Here is a 15,843-nt window from a genome sequence, read left to right as displayed (position 1 = left end):
TTACTTATCACGCCCGCACAGAATGCCGTAGTTTGTCTTCATTGCAGAAAGGAGACTACGATGTCTGTATCCAAATTCCTTCTGATAATCGTCACAGCGTCCATCACAGTATTGTCCGCCTGCGCGGGTCCGGGAACGTATCCGATAACCGGAGAAGAGGTTTCGTCGAATGACCCGGTTCAGCATATGAATCCGGCAAATATCTTCCGCGGCGAGTCGCGCTAAAGTACCTTGCTCATCAGCATATACCTGTCGCGTTGTCTAAACCCGGTACGCAGATAGAGCTTATGGGCAGATTCATTGTTTCGGTCGACTTCCAGATGAAGAGCCATCAGGCCTGCCCCGGCAAGAGCTTTGGGCAGATCCAAAAGAACCTCGGTGGCAATGCCGCGGCCCCGAACGGCGGGGCGTATATAGATTTCGTCCACGAAACCGTCCATGCCGCCAAACTCGACTGACCAGCCAAAGGTCAGGATGATATATCCCAAAGGCGCGCGCCCGGGCCCAATCAGATAGACACAGCCATGAGGGATACCATCCAGCATGGGGGCGAGGGCATTGCGTGTCTTGTCGGCGTCCTGTGTGAGCCCGGCCTCGGTATGAAAGGCGGTGACCAGCGTCATCAGGCGATCCAGATCGTCGGGACGCGCTAGGCGGAGGGCAGCGCTCATAATCTGGCCAGCCTTTCTGTCAGCAAGGTGAAAAAGCCGTCGGCGTCGATTTCCCCCATGAACAACGCATTTGGTGCGCGGTTGGTGACACCCCACCAATCCGCAACGGTCATGCCCAAGGTCAGGTCGGACCCTGTTTCAATCTCGACATTCACGCGGCGGCCCGAAAACAGCTCGGGGCGGATCAGATAGGCGGTGACGCAAGGGTCGTGCAGGGGAGCGCCCGCGCTGCCGTATTTCTCTTTGTCGAACCGTTCAAAGAAATCCGTCATCTCGGCCACGGCATGCCCAACCTTGCTGTCCAATGCGCGGAACGCGTCGTTTCGCGGGTTGGTCACCAGCGCTTTGTGCGTGACATCCAATGGCATGACAACAATCGGTATTCCGGATTTAAAAACGATATCAGCAGCTTCTGGGTCGACGTAGATGTTGAATTCAGCGGTGGGGGTGATGTTGCCGACTTCGAAATACGCCCCACCCATCAAGACGATTTCCTGCACGTGGTCGATGATATCGGGTGCCTTGCGAAACGCAGTCGCGACGTTTGTCAGCGGACCCAGTGGACAAAGGGTCACGGTCCCCGGCTCTTCGGCACGCAGGGTGTCGATGATGAAATCCACAGCGTGACCTTCGGCCAGGGGCATCTGCGGATCCGGCAGGACCGGACCATCCAGCCCGGTTTTTCCATGCACATGTTCTGCGGTGACAAGCGGGCGGTTCAGCGGTTTGTCGCAGCCCGCATAAACCGGCACATCCGTACGTCCGGCCAATTCACAAACGATTCGGGCGTTCTTGGCCGTAAGGGCGAGCGGCACGTTACCCGCGACGGCCGTAATACCCAGAACCTCGATCTCGTCCGGGCTGGCCAGCGCCAGCAGGATGGCGACGGCGTCGTCCTGTCCGGGATCGGTGTCGATGATGATCTTGCGAGGGGGCATAGGCGTCTCCGGGGGTCGTGAAGGTGGGACACTCGCAAGTGTCGGATCGCTTGTCTACCCGTTTCTGGTCGCGGCCAGTGTATCCACCGGCGGGAGTTTGCCATTCGCGCGATGCTCTTCCGTTTTAACTTCGTCCCACAGCGCATCCATCTCGGCCAGATCGCTTTGCGAGGGGGTCTTGCCCCGTTCGGCCAGCCGGGCTTCGACCTTTTCAAAGCGACGGGTGAACTTGGCATTGGTGCGACGCAGGGCGGCTTCGGGTTCGATGCCAAGATGACGACCCAGATTGACCATCACGAACAGCAGATCGCCGAATTCGTCTTCCAGCGCGTCAGCATCCATTTTGTCACGCGCCTCTTCCAGTTCGGCGGCTTCTTCGGTGATCTTGGCCAGAACATGGCTGGCGTCAGGCCAGTCGAACCCCACCCGAGCGGCACGTTTTTGGAGCTTATGCGCGCGCAGTAGTGCGGGCAGGTTTGCGGCCACACCGTCCAGCGCACCTTTCTGTTCCTTGCCCGCCCGCTCGGCGGCTTTGATGGCCTCCCAATCTTTGATTTGCTGGTTAGCCGACTTGTCGCGGGATTCATCGCCAAACACATGCGGATGGCGGCTGACCATCTTGTCTGACATGGTGCGTACGACGTCCTGAAAGGTGAAATGTCCTGCTTCTTCTGCCATTTGGGCGTGAAACACGGATTGAAACAGTAAATCCCCCAGTTCGCCCTTAAGCTCGTCAAAGGCTTCGCGTTCGATGGCGTCAGCGACCTCATAGGCCTCTTCGATCGTATAGGGGGCGATGGTCGCGAAATCCTGTTCGATATCCCACGGGCAGCCGGATTGCGGATCGCGCAGGCGGCGCATGATTTCCAGCAGCCGTTCGATACCTGCATCGCTGTCATGGATCAGAGGATTTTCAGCCATTGCGAACCCTTTCATTCCGGTGTCAGATGCATCCATTCCGCAGTCCCGATCAGGAGTCCACCCCAGATGCCCGTCGTCAACCGAATTGCCGATTTCTCTGCCGACATGACCAGATGGCGCCAGTATCTGCATACCATCCCAGAGTTGGAATTCGAATGCCATGAAACTGCGGCCTTTGTGGCGGAACGTCTGCGTGAGTTCGGGGTCGATGAGTTGCATGAGGGGCTCGCAAAGACCGGGATGGTCGCGATCATAAACGGGCGGGGCGACGGGCCGACGATTGGCCTGCGCGCCGATATGGATGCGTTGCCAATTACCGAAGAAACAGGCGTTGACTACGCCTCTCAGAACCCCGGAAAGATGCATGCCTGCGGTCATGACGGGCATACCACGATGTTACTGGGCGCGGCCCGTTATCTGGCCGAGACGCGAAATTTCAGCGGTCGCGTGGCGCTGATCTTTCAACCCGCCGAGGAAGATGGCGGTGGTGCTGGCGTGATGGTCGAAGAAGGCATCATGGACCGGTTCGACATCTCACAGGTCTACGCGCTGCACAACGCGCCGGGATTTGCCGAAGGGACATTCTATACCACGCCGGGGCCGATCATGGCGGCTGTCGATACGTTCGAAGTGCATATTCAGGGTGTCGGCGGCCACGGTGCGATGCCGCATGAAACCCGTGATCCGGTTATGGCGGCCTGTGGGATTGCGCAGGCCATTCAGACCATTGTCAGTCGCAACCACTATGCGCTGGATGATCTTGTCATTTCGGTCACGCAAATTCACACCGGCACGGTCAACAACGTGATCCCGGATACGGCCTATATCAACGGCACCGTTCGAACATTCGATCCGACCGTCCAGCAGATGGTGATGCGACGCATGGCCGAGATTGTCGAAGGGCAGGCCAAATCCTATGGGGTCGAGGCGCGTTTGGAATACAATGTCGATTACCCTGCCACCATCAATGATGCCGAAAAGGCGGGTTTTGCGACCGAAGTGGCGCGAGAAATATCCGGAGATGACCGGGTCATCGGCAATACCGGGCGCGAGATGGGGGCCGAGGATTTTTCGTACATGCTGCAAAAGCGCCCCGGTGCTTATCTGTTCCTCGGGCAGGGTGAAGGCGCGGGGCTGCATCATCCGAAATACAACTTTAACGACGAAATCGCACCGGTGGGCGCGTCGTTTTTCGCGCGGATCGTGGAAAAAGCGCAGCCGTTGAGCTGATAAAGGTTCGGGAAAGGGACTACGGAAGACATGGCACTGGAAGACGCAAGAAACCAAGTGGATGAGGCATTCACCAATCCGGACCTCAAGGGGTTGTCTTATGAAAATACGTTCGGCGGCGCGACGTCTTTTCTTCGGCGGCTTTACACCAAGAACCTGAAGGGTGTGGACATCGCCGTAACCGGCGTGCCGTTTGATCAGGCGGTTACGAACCGGCCCGGCACGCGCCTTGGCCCTAGGGCGATCCGAGAGGCCAGTGCGCTTCAGTCGCCTGATGCGCCCTATGGCTGGCCCTTTGATGCGCTGAGTGAACTGGCGATCGTGGACTATGGCGATATGGCTTATGATTATGCCAATATACCGGCCTTTCCCGACACGCTGACCGACCACATCCGGACCATTCTGACCGCTGACGTAGCGTCGGTCGCGTTGGGTGGCGACCACTATATCAGCTTTCCGATCCTCAAGGCTTATGCCGAGAAATTCGGGCCAATGTCCCTGCTGCAATTCGATGCGCATACCGACACATGGGTCGATGACGATATGTCCCGCGTGGATCACGGGACAATGTTCTACAAGGCTGTAAAGTCGGGCATTGTCGATCCGAAACGCTCGGTCCAGGTGGGTATTCGCACGACGAATGAGGATACGCTGGGCGTGAACATCATCGATGCGCGTGAGGTTTATGAATCGGGACCTGCTGCCGTGGCGCAAAAGATCAAAGACATTCTTGGTGACAGCCCCGTTTACCTCAGCTTCGACATTGACGGTCTTGACCCGGCCTTTGCCCCTGGTACGGGCACGCCGGTCTGGGGTGGGTTAAGCTCGATTCAGGCACAGATCATCCTGCGCGACATTGCCGGGATCAATATCAAGGGCGGGGACGTGGTCGAAGTATCGCCGCCCTTTGACACCTCAGGTGCGACAGCGATTGCTGGGGCCCATGTGGCGACTCAGATCATTTGCCTGTTGGGGTGGAACAAGCTGGAAAAAGCAGAAGGGTAAACCCGCATGGGTTCACGTTAACCAACAGTTAGCCATGCTTAAGGTATGTGCTGGATCAAGTGACGAACAGGGACGGGACCATTACGCGCATGACCGAATTCAACCAACCAATTAGCGGGAATGATCTGGCTCGGTTTTCCGGGCCGAACACATTCATGCGCCTGCCGCAGGCCTCCTCGCTTGAGGGGCTGGATGTGGCGGTGCTGGGGGTGCCGATGGATATTGGCACGTCGTGGCGGTCGGGCACGCGCTTTGGCCCCAAGCAGATCCGCGGCGAAAGCGCGATGATCCGGCCCTATAACATGGCCACCAGAGCGGCCCCGTTCGACAGTTTGCAGATAGCCGATATTGGGGATCTGGCGATCAACACCTTCTCGCTGGCAGACAGCCTCAGGATCATCAAGGAAAGCTATGACGCCATATTGGCGAAAGGCGTGATCCCGGTGGCCATGGGGGGCGATCATTCGATCACCCTGCCGATCCTGCGAGCCATCAAGGCAAAACACGGACCCGTGGCGCTGGTGCATGTGGACGCCCATGCCGATGTGAATGACAAGATGTTCGGTGAGCGTGAAACCCACGGTACCGTCTTCCGCCGCGCCTATGAAGAGGGGTTGATTGTTCCCGACAAGACGTTCCAGATCGGCATTCGGGGCTCGGGCTATGCCGCCTCGGACTTCACCGAAGCCAAGGACTGGGGCTTCCGCCAGTTCCCGGCCTGGGAGCTGTGGCAGCAGAACCTGACCCAAATCGGATCGCAGGTTCGCAAGATCATCGGGGACCACCCGGTTTACATCTCGTATGACATCGACAGCCTTGATCCCGCGTTTGCTCCGGGCACCGGCACGCCGGAAATCGCAGGTCTGACGACACCGCAAGCGCTGCAACTGATCCATGCCCTGCATGGGGTAAACGTGGTGGGATGTGATCTGGTCGAGGTTTCACCCCCTTATGATCCATCGGGCAACACTGCACTGACAGCGGCCAACCTGATCTACGAGATGTTGTGTATCCTGCCGGGTGTGACGTCGCGGTAAGACGCGGTGGAATGTCTTGCCGCCGGTTTTGTTCCGCTTAGGGTTCACCAAAAAGGATAGAGCGGGATGAAAAAGGTGGCTTTGGGGGCAGTGATTGCGCTTGTGGTTGGGGCGGGCGGCTATGTCCGCCTGGCACCGTCCGACCCTACGCGGTGGCACGTCGCTTTTGTTGCAACCGAAAATCAGGATTTGCCCGGTGGTGTGGTGCGCGTTGTCGAAACCGGCTCCGACGGGTTGCAGCGTCTTGACGAGATTGCCCAAGCCACGTCGCGCACCACGGTTTTGGCAGGTTCGGTCAGTGAGGGTATGATCACCTATATCACCCGCACGAAATGGATCGGCTTTCCCGACTACACCACGGTTCAGCAGGATGGTGACACCCTGCGCATTCATGGGCGCCTGCGATTTGGCCGCAAGGATTTCGGGGTTAACAGGGCGCGAGTCGATGGGTGGTTGGCGCAGTTCTAGTCGTTGCTCAAACGGTCAGGACGGGCCGTCCAGATCCAAGGGGTCGACAGGCTCACTCTGTAAATTGGACGACAAACACCCCTCCTGAACCTCACGCCACATGGGAACGTTCAGGGACATCTGGCATTGCGCCGTGAACATGCGTCCGTCGACCTGAAGGCAGATCATCTCACCCAGTTCGATGCGAGACCCGGATGTGTCAGTGCAATAGCAATCCCGCGTCTTGCCATCAGGGCCGATGTAATCCGCGAATGCAGGCGTCGTTGTCAGCAGCAGAGAAATTAAAACCCGTTTCATGGCCGCAAGCTTAGCATGACGTTGCCCTTGACCAAAGCCCCCGGATGAGAGACACCGCCGGGATGATCCCCGAAGAACGTCTTGAACAGATCACCCAGCGTTTCCAGTACCTCGAGGCAGCCATGGCCGATGGCGCGTCGGGTGGTGACATAGCGGCGCTGGCCAAAGAATATTCCGACCTCAAGCCTGTCGTCGATCAGATCATGGCCTGGCGACAGCTGGTGGGAGATCTGGCCGAGGCGCAGGCGATGCTGACTGACCCGGACATGAAAGAGCTTGCCGAGGAGGAGATCCCCGAGTTGCAGGCCCGCATCCCCAAGGCGGAAAACGCGCTCCAACTGGCATTGTTGCCAAAGGACGCGGCGGATGCCCGTCCGGCGATGCTGGAAATCCGCCCCGGCACCGGCGGGGACGAGGCCGCTTTGTTCGCAAGCGACCTGTTGCGCATGTATCAGCGTTACGCCGAGGCGCGTGGCTGGAAATTCGAGATTATCGAAGAACAGGCCTCGGATCTGGGCGGCATCAAGGAAGTGGTCGCCCATATCAAAGGCGACAATGTCTTTGCGCGCCTGAAATACGAATCCGGCGTCCATCGGGTGCAACGCGTGCCCGAAACCGAAAGCGGCGGGCGCATTCACACTTCGGCGGCGACTGTGGCGGTTCTGCCCGAGGCCAAGGATGTAGACATCCAGATCGACGCCAATGATATCCGAATCGATACGATGCGAAGCTCGGGCGCGGGCGGACAGCACGTGAACACGACCGACTCGGCAGTGCGGATCACGCATCTTCCGACGGGATTGGTGGTGACGAGTTCCGAGAAGTCCCAGCATCGCAACCGCGAGATCGCCATGCAAGTTCTGAAAACGCGCTTGTACGATCTGGAACGGCAGCGGATTGACAGCGAACGCTCGGCAGATCGCGCCAGTCAGGTGGGCTCGGGGGATCGCTCGGAACGCATTCGTACTTATAACTTCCCGCAGGGGCGCATGACCGACCATCGGATCAACCTGACGCTATATAAGCTGGATCAGGTGATGCAGGGCGATCTGGACGAGGTGATTGATGCGCTGACGGCAGACGATCAGGCCCGGCTGCTGGCCGAGATGGCACAATGACGGGTCTGCAAACAGCGGCACAGGCCATGGTAGCAGCGACAGCGCGCCTGCGTGCAGCCGGTGTGGACGATCCGGCGCGCGACGCGCGTCTGTTGCTGGCCCACGCTGCACGGATTGAAGCCAGCCGGGTGACACTGATTGCCCCGGAAGAATTGCAGCCCGAAATCGCCGAGCGTTATGACCAGCTGATCTCCTTGCGTGCCGTTCGGGTTCCGGTGTCGCATCTGTTGGGTGAGCGGGAGTTTTACGGCCGCAGGTTTCGCGTCAGCCGGGATGTCCTTGATCCGCGCCCGGAAACAGAAACCCTTATCGAAGCGGCGTTGAGCGAACCATTTGATCATGTCCTCGACCTGGGGCTGGGCTCGGGGTGTATCCTGATAACCCTTCTGTCCGAACGCAGCAGTTCCACGGGCGTGGGTGTCGATCTGAGCGAAGCCGCCTGCCTGCAAGCCAGTGCCAATGCGGTTCAGCATCAGGTAGAGGCGCGGATTGAGATTCTTCGATCAAACTGGTTTGAAGACATTAATGGTCAATTCGACCTGATTGTTTCCAACCCTCCATATATCTCAGTGTCTGAGATGGAAGAGCTGTCGCCCGAAGTGCGCGAGCATGAGCCGCGCATGGCTCTGACGGATGAGGGGGACGGGTTGGGAGCGTATCGTCGGATCGCGGCTGCGACCCCGGATTTTCTGTTGCCGGGCGGGCGAATTCTTGTCGAAATCGGTCAGACGCAGGCGGCAAAAGTATCAGCCCTGTTCGACGCTGCCGGGTTGGTGGATGTTCGGATCATCCCTGATCTGGACGGTCGCGACCGCGTTGTCGGCGCAAGAATGCCGGGTTGAGTGGCGGGTTTGCGGCAAAAAACGCCAACCCGAACAAAAAAGCTTGTGAAAACCCGAGATTCCTCTTGTCTGCGCCGTCAGGACATGTTTACTCAGGATTAGTCGGCGAGGTTGACGCTGTTGCAGCGCACCCCTGACGCCAAGCCCAAAAAGTCGACTTCCCGTCACGGCAAACGCCTTAGAGCAGTGCAAAACACGGGTTGAGCGACAGCGCATTGATAAGGCTGACGTAAGTAAGATGAGATCTTCCAAACCCCGTTCGCGGGCCAAGAATAACCGCAATCGTCCTTCTGGCGGCAACGTGGTAAACCGGGTTTTTGACAGCTCGGGTCCCGAAGGCAAGGTTCGTGGCACGCCGCAGCAGATTATTGACAAGTACAACCAGTTGGCACGTGACGCTCAGCTGTCGAATGACCGCGTGGCGGCAGAAAACTTCCAGCAACACGCAGAACATTATCTGCGGATGCTGAGCGAGGCGCAGCGCGAAATGGATGCGCGCCGTGAAGAGCAGGAGCGCCAGAACCGCGAACGCCAGGCTGAGCGCGATCGTGAACGTGCCGAACGTCAGGAACGCGAAGCGACCCGTCAGGCTGATCCGGCCGAAGCACCGCAGCCTGATTTGATGGACCTGTCTCAGCAAGTTTCAGAGCCCGATAGCGGCTTGGTAGAAACACCGGAAAACAAAGAAACCCCGGTAGCTGAGGCACCGGAAGAGGCACCGCTCAAAGAAAAACCCGCGCGTAAACCGCGCACGCGGAAGCCCAAAGCTGCACCCGAGGCAAAAGAGGAAGCACCCGCCAACACCGGGGATGCTCCAGAGGCGGCTGAGTAAAGCTGACGCCCAATGAACCAAGCCCCGAGGTCAAACTCGGGGCTTTTTTGTTTGATCAGGTTTTCTTAACTTCGCGCGCCAAAGCGCAGAACGCTTCAAGCGGGATTTGTTCGGCACGGTCCGTGGGCTTGATACCAGCAGCCAGCAGACGGTCTTCGATATCCGGGGCAATGCCTTTGAGTGAGGCGCGCAGCATCTTGCGGCGTTGGTTGAAGGCGGCGGCCACGATACGTGACAGGGTGGCGGCATCGGCGGGAAAGCGTGGTTCGGGCAGGGCGGTCAGGTGGACCACGGCGCTTGAAACCTTGGGCGGCGGGGTGAAGGCCCCGGGGGGAAGCGACATGGCGATACGTGCCTCTGCCCGCCATTGAGCGAGGATGGCAAGGCGTCCATAAGCTTTGCTGCCAGGTTGGGCGACGATACGCTCGGCCACTTCGCGTTGGAACATCAGCGTCAGGCTCTGCCAGAATGGGGGCCATTCGGGCGGTGTCAGCCAACGCACCAGCAGCTCGGTGCCGACATTGTAGGGCAGGTTGGCTGCGACGCGGATTGGCGGTGACAGGTATTCAAGCGGGTTTATTTCCAGGGCGTCGCCGTTGATCACCTCAAGCCGACCCGGATACGCAGCCGCGATGTCGTTCAGGGCGGCAATGCACCGGGTGTCTTTTTCAACGGCCACGACCTTGCGCGCGCCTTCGGACAGCAGGCCCCGCGTCAACCCACCGGGACCGGGGCCGATTTCAAGCACATCGCATTCTGACAAATCGCCAGCCTGTCGGGCGATCTTAGCGGTCAGGTTCAGATCCAGCAGAAAGTTCTGCCCCAGCGATTTGCGCGCTGAAAGCTGGTGGGTTGCGATGACCTCGCGCAGAGGGGGAAGCGTGTCTATAGCGCTCATGATCGGAATACCTTGGCGCCTGTGAAAGGGGCTGCGCCCGAGATTTTTGTGCCTCCGGCGGGGATATTTTCAGCCAGGTGAAGGATCAAGAGCTTTTTACCATGCGCCGGGCAAGTTTCAGGGCTTCGATCAGGCTGGAGGGGGTGGCGATGCCTTTTCCCGCGATGTCCAGTGCTGTTCCGTGGTCGGGTGAGGTGCGGATGAAAGGCAAGCCAAGGGTGACATTCACGCCCCGGTCGAAATCCAGCGTCTTGATCGGGATCAGAGCCTGATCATGATACATGGCGATGGCGGCGTCATAGCGGGTGCGGGCAGCGGCGTGAAACAGAGTATCCGCAGGATGGGGGCCGGTGATGGTTGCGCCCTCTGGGTTCAGATCAGCCAGCATCGGAGCAATCCAGTCGAGTTCCTCTGTGCCCATCTTGCCGCCTTCACCTGCATGTGGGTTCAGACCTGCAACTGCGATGCGGGGATGTGTGAGCCCGAACTGATCACGCAAACCGCGTACAGTGATTTCAATCGTCTCGCGCAGAAGATCAGGGGTAAGTGCCGCGGGAACCTGTGACAATGGAATGTGAATTGTCGCGGGAACGACGCGCAACCTCTCGCTGGCCAGCATCATGACAACCCGACGGGTTCCGGAAAGGGCTGCCAGAAACTCGGTATGGCCAGGAAAGGTGAAGCCTGCGCCGTCGATCAGGGCTTTCTTGTTGATCGGTGCAGTGCAAAGCGCTGCGGCCTCACCTGTCTGTACCAGTTCGGCGCCGGTTTCGATGGCATCAACCACCGACGGCGCGTTGGCCGGGTTTGGCTGGCCGAATACGTTAGGGGCGGGAAAGTCCATCTGAAGAACGGGCAGGGCCCGATCACAGATTTCAGCGACCTGACTGGGATGTTCGATTTTGGCAACCGGAGTGCCTGCGGGCAGGTGGCTGGCGTCCCCGATATAGAAAAACGGGCAGGCATCGCGCAGTTCAGCCCACGCCTTGGCCGCGATTTCCGGGCCGATACCGGCCGGTTCGCCGCAGCTGAGCGCGACGGTGCGTGTCATTCCTGAGTAATGACAGCGTCAGCCCGCAGCTGTTCCACCAGACTGGCCGCAAAGGCCTGAAGACGTTGCTGCGCCAGCGCATTGGCGACATCGCCCCGAGAGGTGTCTTCGCCCAGATCCCGCGTGCGGTTGCACAGCATCAGGAACACAAGCGTCTGACCATTGTTGCGAGTCAGATTCGCCGATGCTTCGTTCCGGTCCAGCTTGGCCAATTCTACGGCAATATCACCGGGCACCTCGGAAGGCGCGGCTTCGACCCGGTCCAGAACTTCGGCGGGCTGATCCTTGGCAATGCCATAGAGATCATCACAAGTGTCGATTTCTTCTTTCAGCTTCGCGGCCCGCGAAAGGGTTTCGGCGCTGCGCCCGCCTGGCAGGTAATAGGCGGCATAATCCAACTTTGAAATGCGCGGAGCGCCGGTTGCGACTTCGCGCAAGCCACGCATCTGAAACAGGGCAACAGCGTTCGGCAAGGTGATCGGGTCGGTAATCTCACCGGTCTGAAGCCCCAGGATGACAGGTTGAAGCGCCGGGGGCAGGTTCGAGATATTCAACCAGTCCAGACGTCCACCCTGACCCCGTGTTGCGGCTGCGGAATACTGAGCCGCGGCGGCAGAAAAAGCGTCTTGCCCTTCCAGCCGCGAGATTTCTTCGGCCAACAGCTCGGTCTGGGCAACCGTTTGCGGGTTTACCGGGATGATGATTTCGGACAGCAGGACCTGCAATCCGCCACCGCCCGTCTGGCCCAGAGCGCGATCGATCTCATCCTCGGTCGGGCGGGCCTGCGACAGATAGCGCGAACTGATATAGTCGCGCCATGCCAGTTGATCGGCGACATAATCCCGGACCGTTTCCGGGTCGACGCCCGCGTCGCCGAGAAGTTTTAGGAATTGTTCTGATGACAATTGTCCGCGCGAGGCGAATTCGTCGATGCCCAGTTGAACGGCCTCGGGCGTCGCTTGCACGCCGGCATCACGCATGACCTGCCTGCGCAGTTTTTCATCAATCAAGGCATCCCTGACGTCAGCTTCGCTACCACCGGGCAGGCCCAGAACATTCAGGAATTGCAAGCGCTGTTCAAGCTCATACCAGGTGACAATGTCCTGATTGACGCGGATCGCGGGTGAGAACAGGCTTTGCGCGCCGCCCTGAAGAGGCGCGATCGCAAAAACTGCGGCAACTAGTGCCCGTGTGACCGGCTTAAGCCAACCGGAACGGAGAAACCTGGAGAAACCTGATATCAACTGCATGTTCTCTTGTATGTCTTGCCACCGCCTTCAAGGGCGTACCCTGTCAGAGAAAGGGTAAAGCCGAATTCTGTCGAAGGCTCAATAGTGGATGTTGAAGTAAAGCGCCGACTTACGGACATGTTAACCTGAACACATTCGTTCTGGTAGGTCACGCCCAGACCCAGCCGGATCGGTTCCGACTCGGCCAGATCGTAGCGCGCCAGGGCATTTGTCAGCCAGTTCTGATCGACCTGGTAACGCCCGAGCAGCAGAATTTCCGAGATTTCTTCGGTGATGTTTTCCGCCGGGTCCGGTTCCTGCCAGATGTAGCTGCCAGACAGGCCGGCATATTCGGATGCCCAAGCGCCGCGCAGCTCGGCTTTGACAAAGCTGAAATCACCGTCGATCAAACCGCGCCCGGCAAGTGACCAGCCATTGGCCGTGCTGATCTGCCCGGCCACCAGCAAATCCGACGATGTGCCCTGCAACCCAGATGTCAGCGTGAAATTCCGATCGGCGTCAGCACGAAACACCTGACCCACGGTCGCCTGGGCCTGCCAGCCACCCGCGCCGTACCGGGCCCAGTTCAGGCCAACCACGCCGGTGGCGCTGTTCTCGCGCTGATCTTCAGCCGGGAAACGCGACAGGGACAGAAGGTTGCCCTGATCGAATTCCTGAAAGGTACTTTCATCATTCGGTACATCGGTGTCCGACACATGTGTCCATCCAAACTGTGCGATCGGTTCGAGGAACTGAACTGCCCCCGACTCCTCGCGCCGTGTCATTGGATAACGGAGTGTCAAAGCCGCACGCGGTGTAGATCGGGTCACGTTGTCTGGATAGTTGCTGTCGTGGCGGACGTTGAAAGTGTCAACCGACGCCCCCAGCGTCGTATCGACCCGCAGCCCCGACGCGAACGTCCAGCTGCGCAACCATTCGGCGTCGAAGGTGGCCCGTGCAATATCCCGGCCAACAACATCTGTGTTGCTGGTACGTTCGTGCGCGTGGCCGATGAAAGCCAGCCGAACCTCGCCACCCAGTGTGTTGGGAAAATAGCGTTTTTCATAGTTGAGATCGAAGACGCGGGACGGGATCTCGTCCTGATTTTCGCTGTCCCGCAGTGTTTTGTAATAGATCAGGCTGGTTTTGAACGCGCTGTCGCGCTTGATCCTCTCCAGCGCGATTTCACTGCGCAAACGGTCCAGATCCGGCAAGCCGTAGTCGGCCAGGTAGGCATCGTCGGATGTGGTTTCCAGATTGAAGGTCAGACGAAAATCGTTCTTCAGATTGAACCAGCCGGTGGCAAAAAGGTAGCCGCGATCCTGATCGGGTTGCACATCATCCCGTGTATAAGCGCCTTCCACCTGAATGCGTCCGTTCACGAAAGCCTGACGATAGCGGTATCCCAGCGTTGTCGTCTTGGCTGAGACGTAAGGAGTAAGTGTCAGGTCCTTGTGATCGCCAAGTTTAAAGAAATAAGGGACCTGAACTCCAGTGCCCAATTGCGACGTGCTGCGGATCGAAGGAACCAGAAATCCGGTTGCCCTCTCTAGCGTTGGGTCGGGCAAGCGCAGATAGGGAAAGTAGAATACCGGATAATCCAGCACCCGAAGTTGTGCGCCTTCGAAATATAGTTGCCGTTCCAGTTGATCATGCGTGACTTTGCGCGCCCTGATCTGCCACAGAGGCGGCCTGCCGTCGGTGCAGACATGACAAGATGTGGCCGAAACCTTACTGAATTGCGTATAGCGGCCTGCGGTCCGTTTCGCCTGAACCGAAGCGATCTGTACCTGCTGTTCGAAAACCATGCGTGCGCCGATCAGCAGTCCGTTCTGAATTCCGCTGTCCAGTTGCCCTGAATCCGCCAGTAGCGTGGTCTGACCACCCTGATCGATACGAATGGGGCCTTCCAGTACCAGCTCGCCGGTCTCGCGGTCATAAGTGATGCGATGAGCGGACAATTTGATGTCGCCCTGAAAAGCTTCGACATTGCCTTCTGCCACAAGTTTGCGTTCAGGCGTGATGAAAACCTTGTCGGCCACCAGCAAGGCGGGCTCTTGCTGCGCTTGTGTGCCCTGTGGCTGTGGTTGACCTTGAGAGGTCTGTGCTGCAAGTTTCGCCGGGACGGACAAAGCGAGCGCACTGGTAAGCAACACATGAATAATATGCCGCATCAGCCGTCCTCCGCATGCAGAAGCAGACCAAGAGACAACAGAATTGCGGCAAAGGGCGGTGCCCAGGCAGCGATATAGATGGGCAATTGTCCGTTTTCCCCGAGGATTTGCGCAAAATTGCGCACGAAATAGATGGCAAATCCAAGCAGGACGGCTGTCAGGACGGCGATCCCTGTGCCGCCGAACCGAACGTGGCGCATGGTGAACGCGGCCCCGATCAGAACCATCGAGATCAGAAACAAAGGCCGGGCAAGCTGAACTTGCAGCCAGACCTCATATTGTTTGGTCGAAAATCCCGCCTCGCGCAGGTCGCTGATCAACTGGGGCAGGTCATAAACCGAAACCGAATCCTGTTGTCCCAAAGTGTCCATGATCCGCTGTCGGGTCAGCGAGGTCGGCAGTTCCAGACGCTCGTGTACAACTGAATTGGATTCGGGGTTTTGCCCATCCTGCATGGCCCAGGTTTTTGCCTGATACAGAACCCAGTTCCCATCTTCCAACTCGGCCCGGTTTGCAACGATCTGCTGGGTCGGTTTGCCATCCCGCCCAAAGGTGATGACGGTTACACCGTCCAGCCGCAGCTTGTCTTGGTTCGACGTTGACCGGGCGTGGATAACGGCCTGTCCGTTTTCGGCGGACTGGCGCAGCCACAGGCCCTCGCTGCTGATCGAAAGGGCCGAACTGCCGTTGTTTCGGTATGAATCCGACAGGCGGCGGAACTCTTCGGATGTGGCCGCTGCGATGGGGTTCAACAATGCAACGGCCAGCGCGCCAATGATTAGCGACAACAGGACAGGGGCGACCAAAGCGCGGATGCCCGAGCGGCCAGTTGCACGGGTCACCACAAGTTCTGATGTGCGTGCCAGCCCGACGAACAAGGCGATGGTGGACAGGATAACCAGCAGAGGCAGCATTTCGCTGATGGCGGCTGGTGTATTCAGGAGCGTAAGGTGCAGCAACTGGGCAAATGACAGGTCGAAATCGTCAAAGCGGCGAATCTGTTCGATCAGATCGATGAGAATCATCAAGGTCAGGAAAATACCTCCGATGACCATGAAGCTTTGCAGGAACCGGCGAGCGAAATAACGGTCCAGGATCATAGGCACGACCCCGCAGTGCCTGTAGTGCGAGG

Annotated in this window: 17 protein-coding genes; 8 read left to right on the top strand and 9 right to left on the bottom strand. The window is 58.6% G+C overall.

Annotated features, from left to right (window positions below; translation table 11 throughout):
• The first annotated feature begins 60 nt into the window (after nt 1–60).
• Complete coding sequence (locus ACR0BF_RS06120; RefSeq protein ID WP_480517341.1) at nt 61–225, top strand: hypothetical protein; 165 nt, start codon at nt 61–63, stop codon at nt 223–225.
• Here the strand turns inward: ACR0BF_RS06120 and ACR0BF_RS06115 are convergent.
• From ACR0BF_RS06115 to mazG, 3 genes are read right to left on the bottom strand one after another with little or no spacing between them, the layout of a single operon-like run.
• Nucleotides 222–671 carry a GNAT family N-acetyltransferase gene (locus ACR0BF_RS06115; protein ID WP_480517339.1) on the bottom strand — a complete coding sequence of 150 codons (450 nt, stop codon included), beginning with the start codon at nt 669–671 and terminating at the stop codon, nt 222–224. The genes ACR0BF_RS06120 and ACR0BF_RS06115 overlap by 4 nt on opposite strands.
• Nucleotides 668–1,609 carry a nucleoside hydrolase gene (locus ACR0BF_RS06110; RefSeq protein ID WP_480553724.1) on the bottom strand — a complete coding sequence of 314 codons (942 nt, stop codon included), beginning with the start codon at nt 1,607–1,609 and terminating at the stop codon, nt 668–670. The genes ACR0BF_RS06115 and ACR0BF_RS06110 overlap by 4 nt, the downstream gene beginning before the upstream one ends.
• Before the next feature lie 54 nt (nt 1,610–1,663).
• Complete coding sequence (mazG, locus tag ACR0BF_RS06105) at nt 1,664–2,530, bottom strand: nucleoside triphosphate pyrophosphohydrolase (protein WP_480476767.1); 867 nt, start codon at nt 2,528–2,530, stop codon at nt 1,664–1,666.
• A gap of 66 nt (nt 2,531–2,596) precedes the next feature.
• On the opposite strand from mazG, the gene ACR0BF_RS06100 reads away from it, so the two are divergent.
• From ACR0BF_RS06100 to ACR0BF_RS06085, 4 genes are all read left to right on the top strand, one after another.
• The gene (locus tag ACR0BF_RS06100; protein ID WP_480624486.1) at nt 2,597–3,760 is read left to right on the top strand and encodes a M20 aminoacylase family protein; all 1,164 of its coding nucleotides are present in this window, start codon (nt 2,597–2,599) and stop codon (nt 3,758–3,760) included.
• Nucleotides 3,761–3,790: 30 nt separating this feature from the next.
• Nucleotides 3,791–4,765 (top strand): agmatinase, encoded by a 975-nt coding sequence (speB, locus tag ACR0BF_RS06095; protein WP_480473205.1) that lies wholly within the window; start codon nt 3,791–3,793, stop codon nt 4,763–4,765.
• 89 nt (nt 4,766–4,854) lie between these two features.
• The gene (speB, locus tag ACR0BF_RS06090) at nt 4,855–5,802 is read left to right on the top strand and encodes an agmatinase (protein ID WP_480624485.1); all 948 of its coding nucleotides are present in this window, start codon (nt 4,855–4,857) and stop codon (nt 5,800–5,802) included.
• Nucleotides 5,803–5,868: 66 nt separating this feature from the next.
• Nucleotides 5,869–6,270, top strand: a complete 402-nt coding sequence (locus tag ACR0BF_RS06085; protein ID WP_480517331.1) for a DUF1499 domain-containing protein — start codon at nt 5,869–5,871, stop codon at nt 6,268–6,270.
• A 15-nt stretch (nt 6,271–6,285) separates the two neighbouring features.
• Here ACR0BF_RS06085 and ACR0BF_RS06080 read toward each other — a convergent pair whose 3' ends face one another.
• Entirely contained in the window at nt 6,286–6,567 is a 282-nt protein-coding gene (locus ACR0BF_RS06080) for a hypothetical protein (RefSeq protein WP_480624484.1), read from the bottom strand.
• 62 nt (nt 6,568–6,629) lie between these two features.
• Here ACR0BF_RS06080 and prfA point away from each other — a divergent pair, with 62 nt between their 5' ends.
• The 3 genes from prfA (at nt 6,630) to ACR0BF_RS06065 (ending at nt 9,359) form a co-directional block, all read left to right on the top strand.
• On the top strand, nt 6,630–7,685 hold the full coding sequence (prfA, locus tag ACR0BF_RS06075; protein ID WP_480624532.1) for a peptide chain release factor 1: 1,056 nt from the start codon (nt 6,630–6,632) through the stop codon (nt 7,683–7,685).
• Nucleotides 7,682–8,527 (top strand): peptide chain release factor N(5)-glutamine methyltransferase, encoded by an 846-nt coding sequence (gene prmC, locus ACR0BF_RS06070; RefSeq protein WP_480624483.1) that lies wholly within the window; start codon nt 7,682–7,684, stop codon nt 8,525–8,527. The genes prfA and prmC overlap by 4 nt, the downstream gene beginning before the upstream one ends.
• A 238-nt stretch (nt 8,528–8,765) precedes the next feature.
• Entirely contained in the window at nt 8,766–9,359 is a 594-nt protein-coding gene (locus ACR0BF_RS06065; protein ID WP_480473192.1) for a DUF4167 domain-containing protein, read from the top strand.
• Nucleotides 9,360–9,414: 55 nt separating this feature from the next.
• On the opposite strand, the gene rsmA is transcribed toward ACR0BF_RS06065, so the two are convergent.
• The 5 genes from rsmA to lptG form a co-directional block, all read right to left on the bottom strand.
• On the bottom strand, nt 9,415–10,257 hold the full coding sequence (gene rsmA / locus ACR0BF_RS06060; RefSeq protein ID WP_480473190.1) for a 16S rRNA (adenine(1518)-N(6)/adenine(1519)-N(6))-dimethyltransferase RsmA: 843 nt from the start codon (nt 10,255–10,257) through the stop codon (nt 9,415–9,417).
• 85 nt (nt 10,258–10,342) lie between these two features.
• Nucleotides 10,343–11,308, bottom strand: coding sequence for a 4-hydroxythreonine-4-phosphate dehydrogenase PdxA (gene pdxA, locus ACR0BF_RS06055; RefSeq protein ID WP_480624482.1), 966 nt, complete (start codon nt 11,306–11,308; stop codon nt 10,343–10,345).
• Nucleotides 11,305–12,558 (bottom strand): peptidylprolyl isomerase, encoded by a 1,254-nt coding sequence (locus ACR0BF_RS06050; protein WP_480624481.1) that lies wholly within the window; start codon nt 12,556–12,558, stop codon nt 11,305–11,307. The genes pdxA and ACR0BF_RS06050 overlap by 4 nt, the downstream gene beginning before the upstream one ends.
• Nucleotides 12,549–14,711, bottom strand: a complete 2,163-nt coding sequence (locus ACR0BF_RS06045; protein ID WP_480624480.1) for an LPS-assembly protein LptD — start codon at nt 14,709–14,711, stop codon at nt 12,549–12,551. Before ACR0BF_RS06045 ends, ACR0BF_RS06050 begins: the two co-directional genes overlap by 10 nt.
• Nucleotides 14,711–15,811: an LPS export ABC transporter permease LptG gene (gene lptG / locus ACR0BF_RS06040; RefSeq protein ID WP_480624479.1), complete on the bottom strand. Its 1,101-nt coding sequence runs from the start codon at nt 15,809–15,811 to the stop codon at nt 14,711–14,713. The genes ACR0BF_RS06045 and lptG overlap by 1 nt, the downstream gene beginning before the upstream one ends.
• Between the last annotated feature and the right edge of the window lie 32 nt (nt 15,812–15,843).

The organism is Ruegeria sp. AG7 (assembly GCF_056541545.1).
This window is presented reverse-complemented; position numbering and strand designations above follow the sequence as displayed.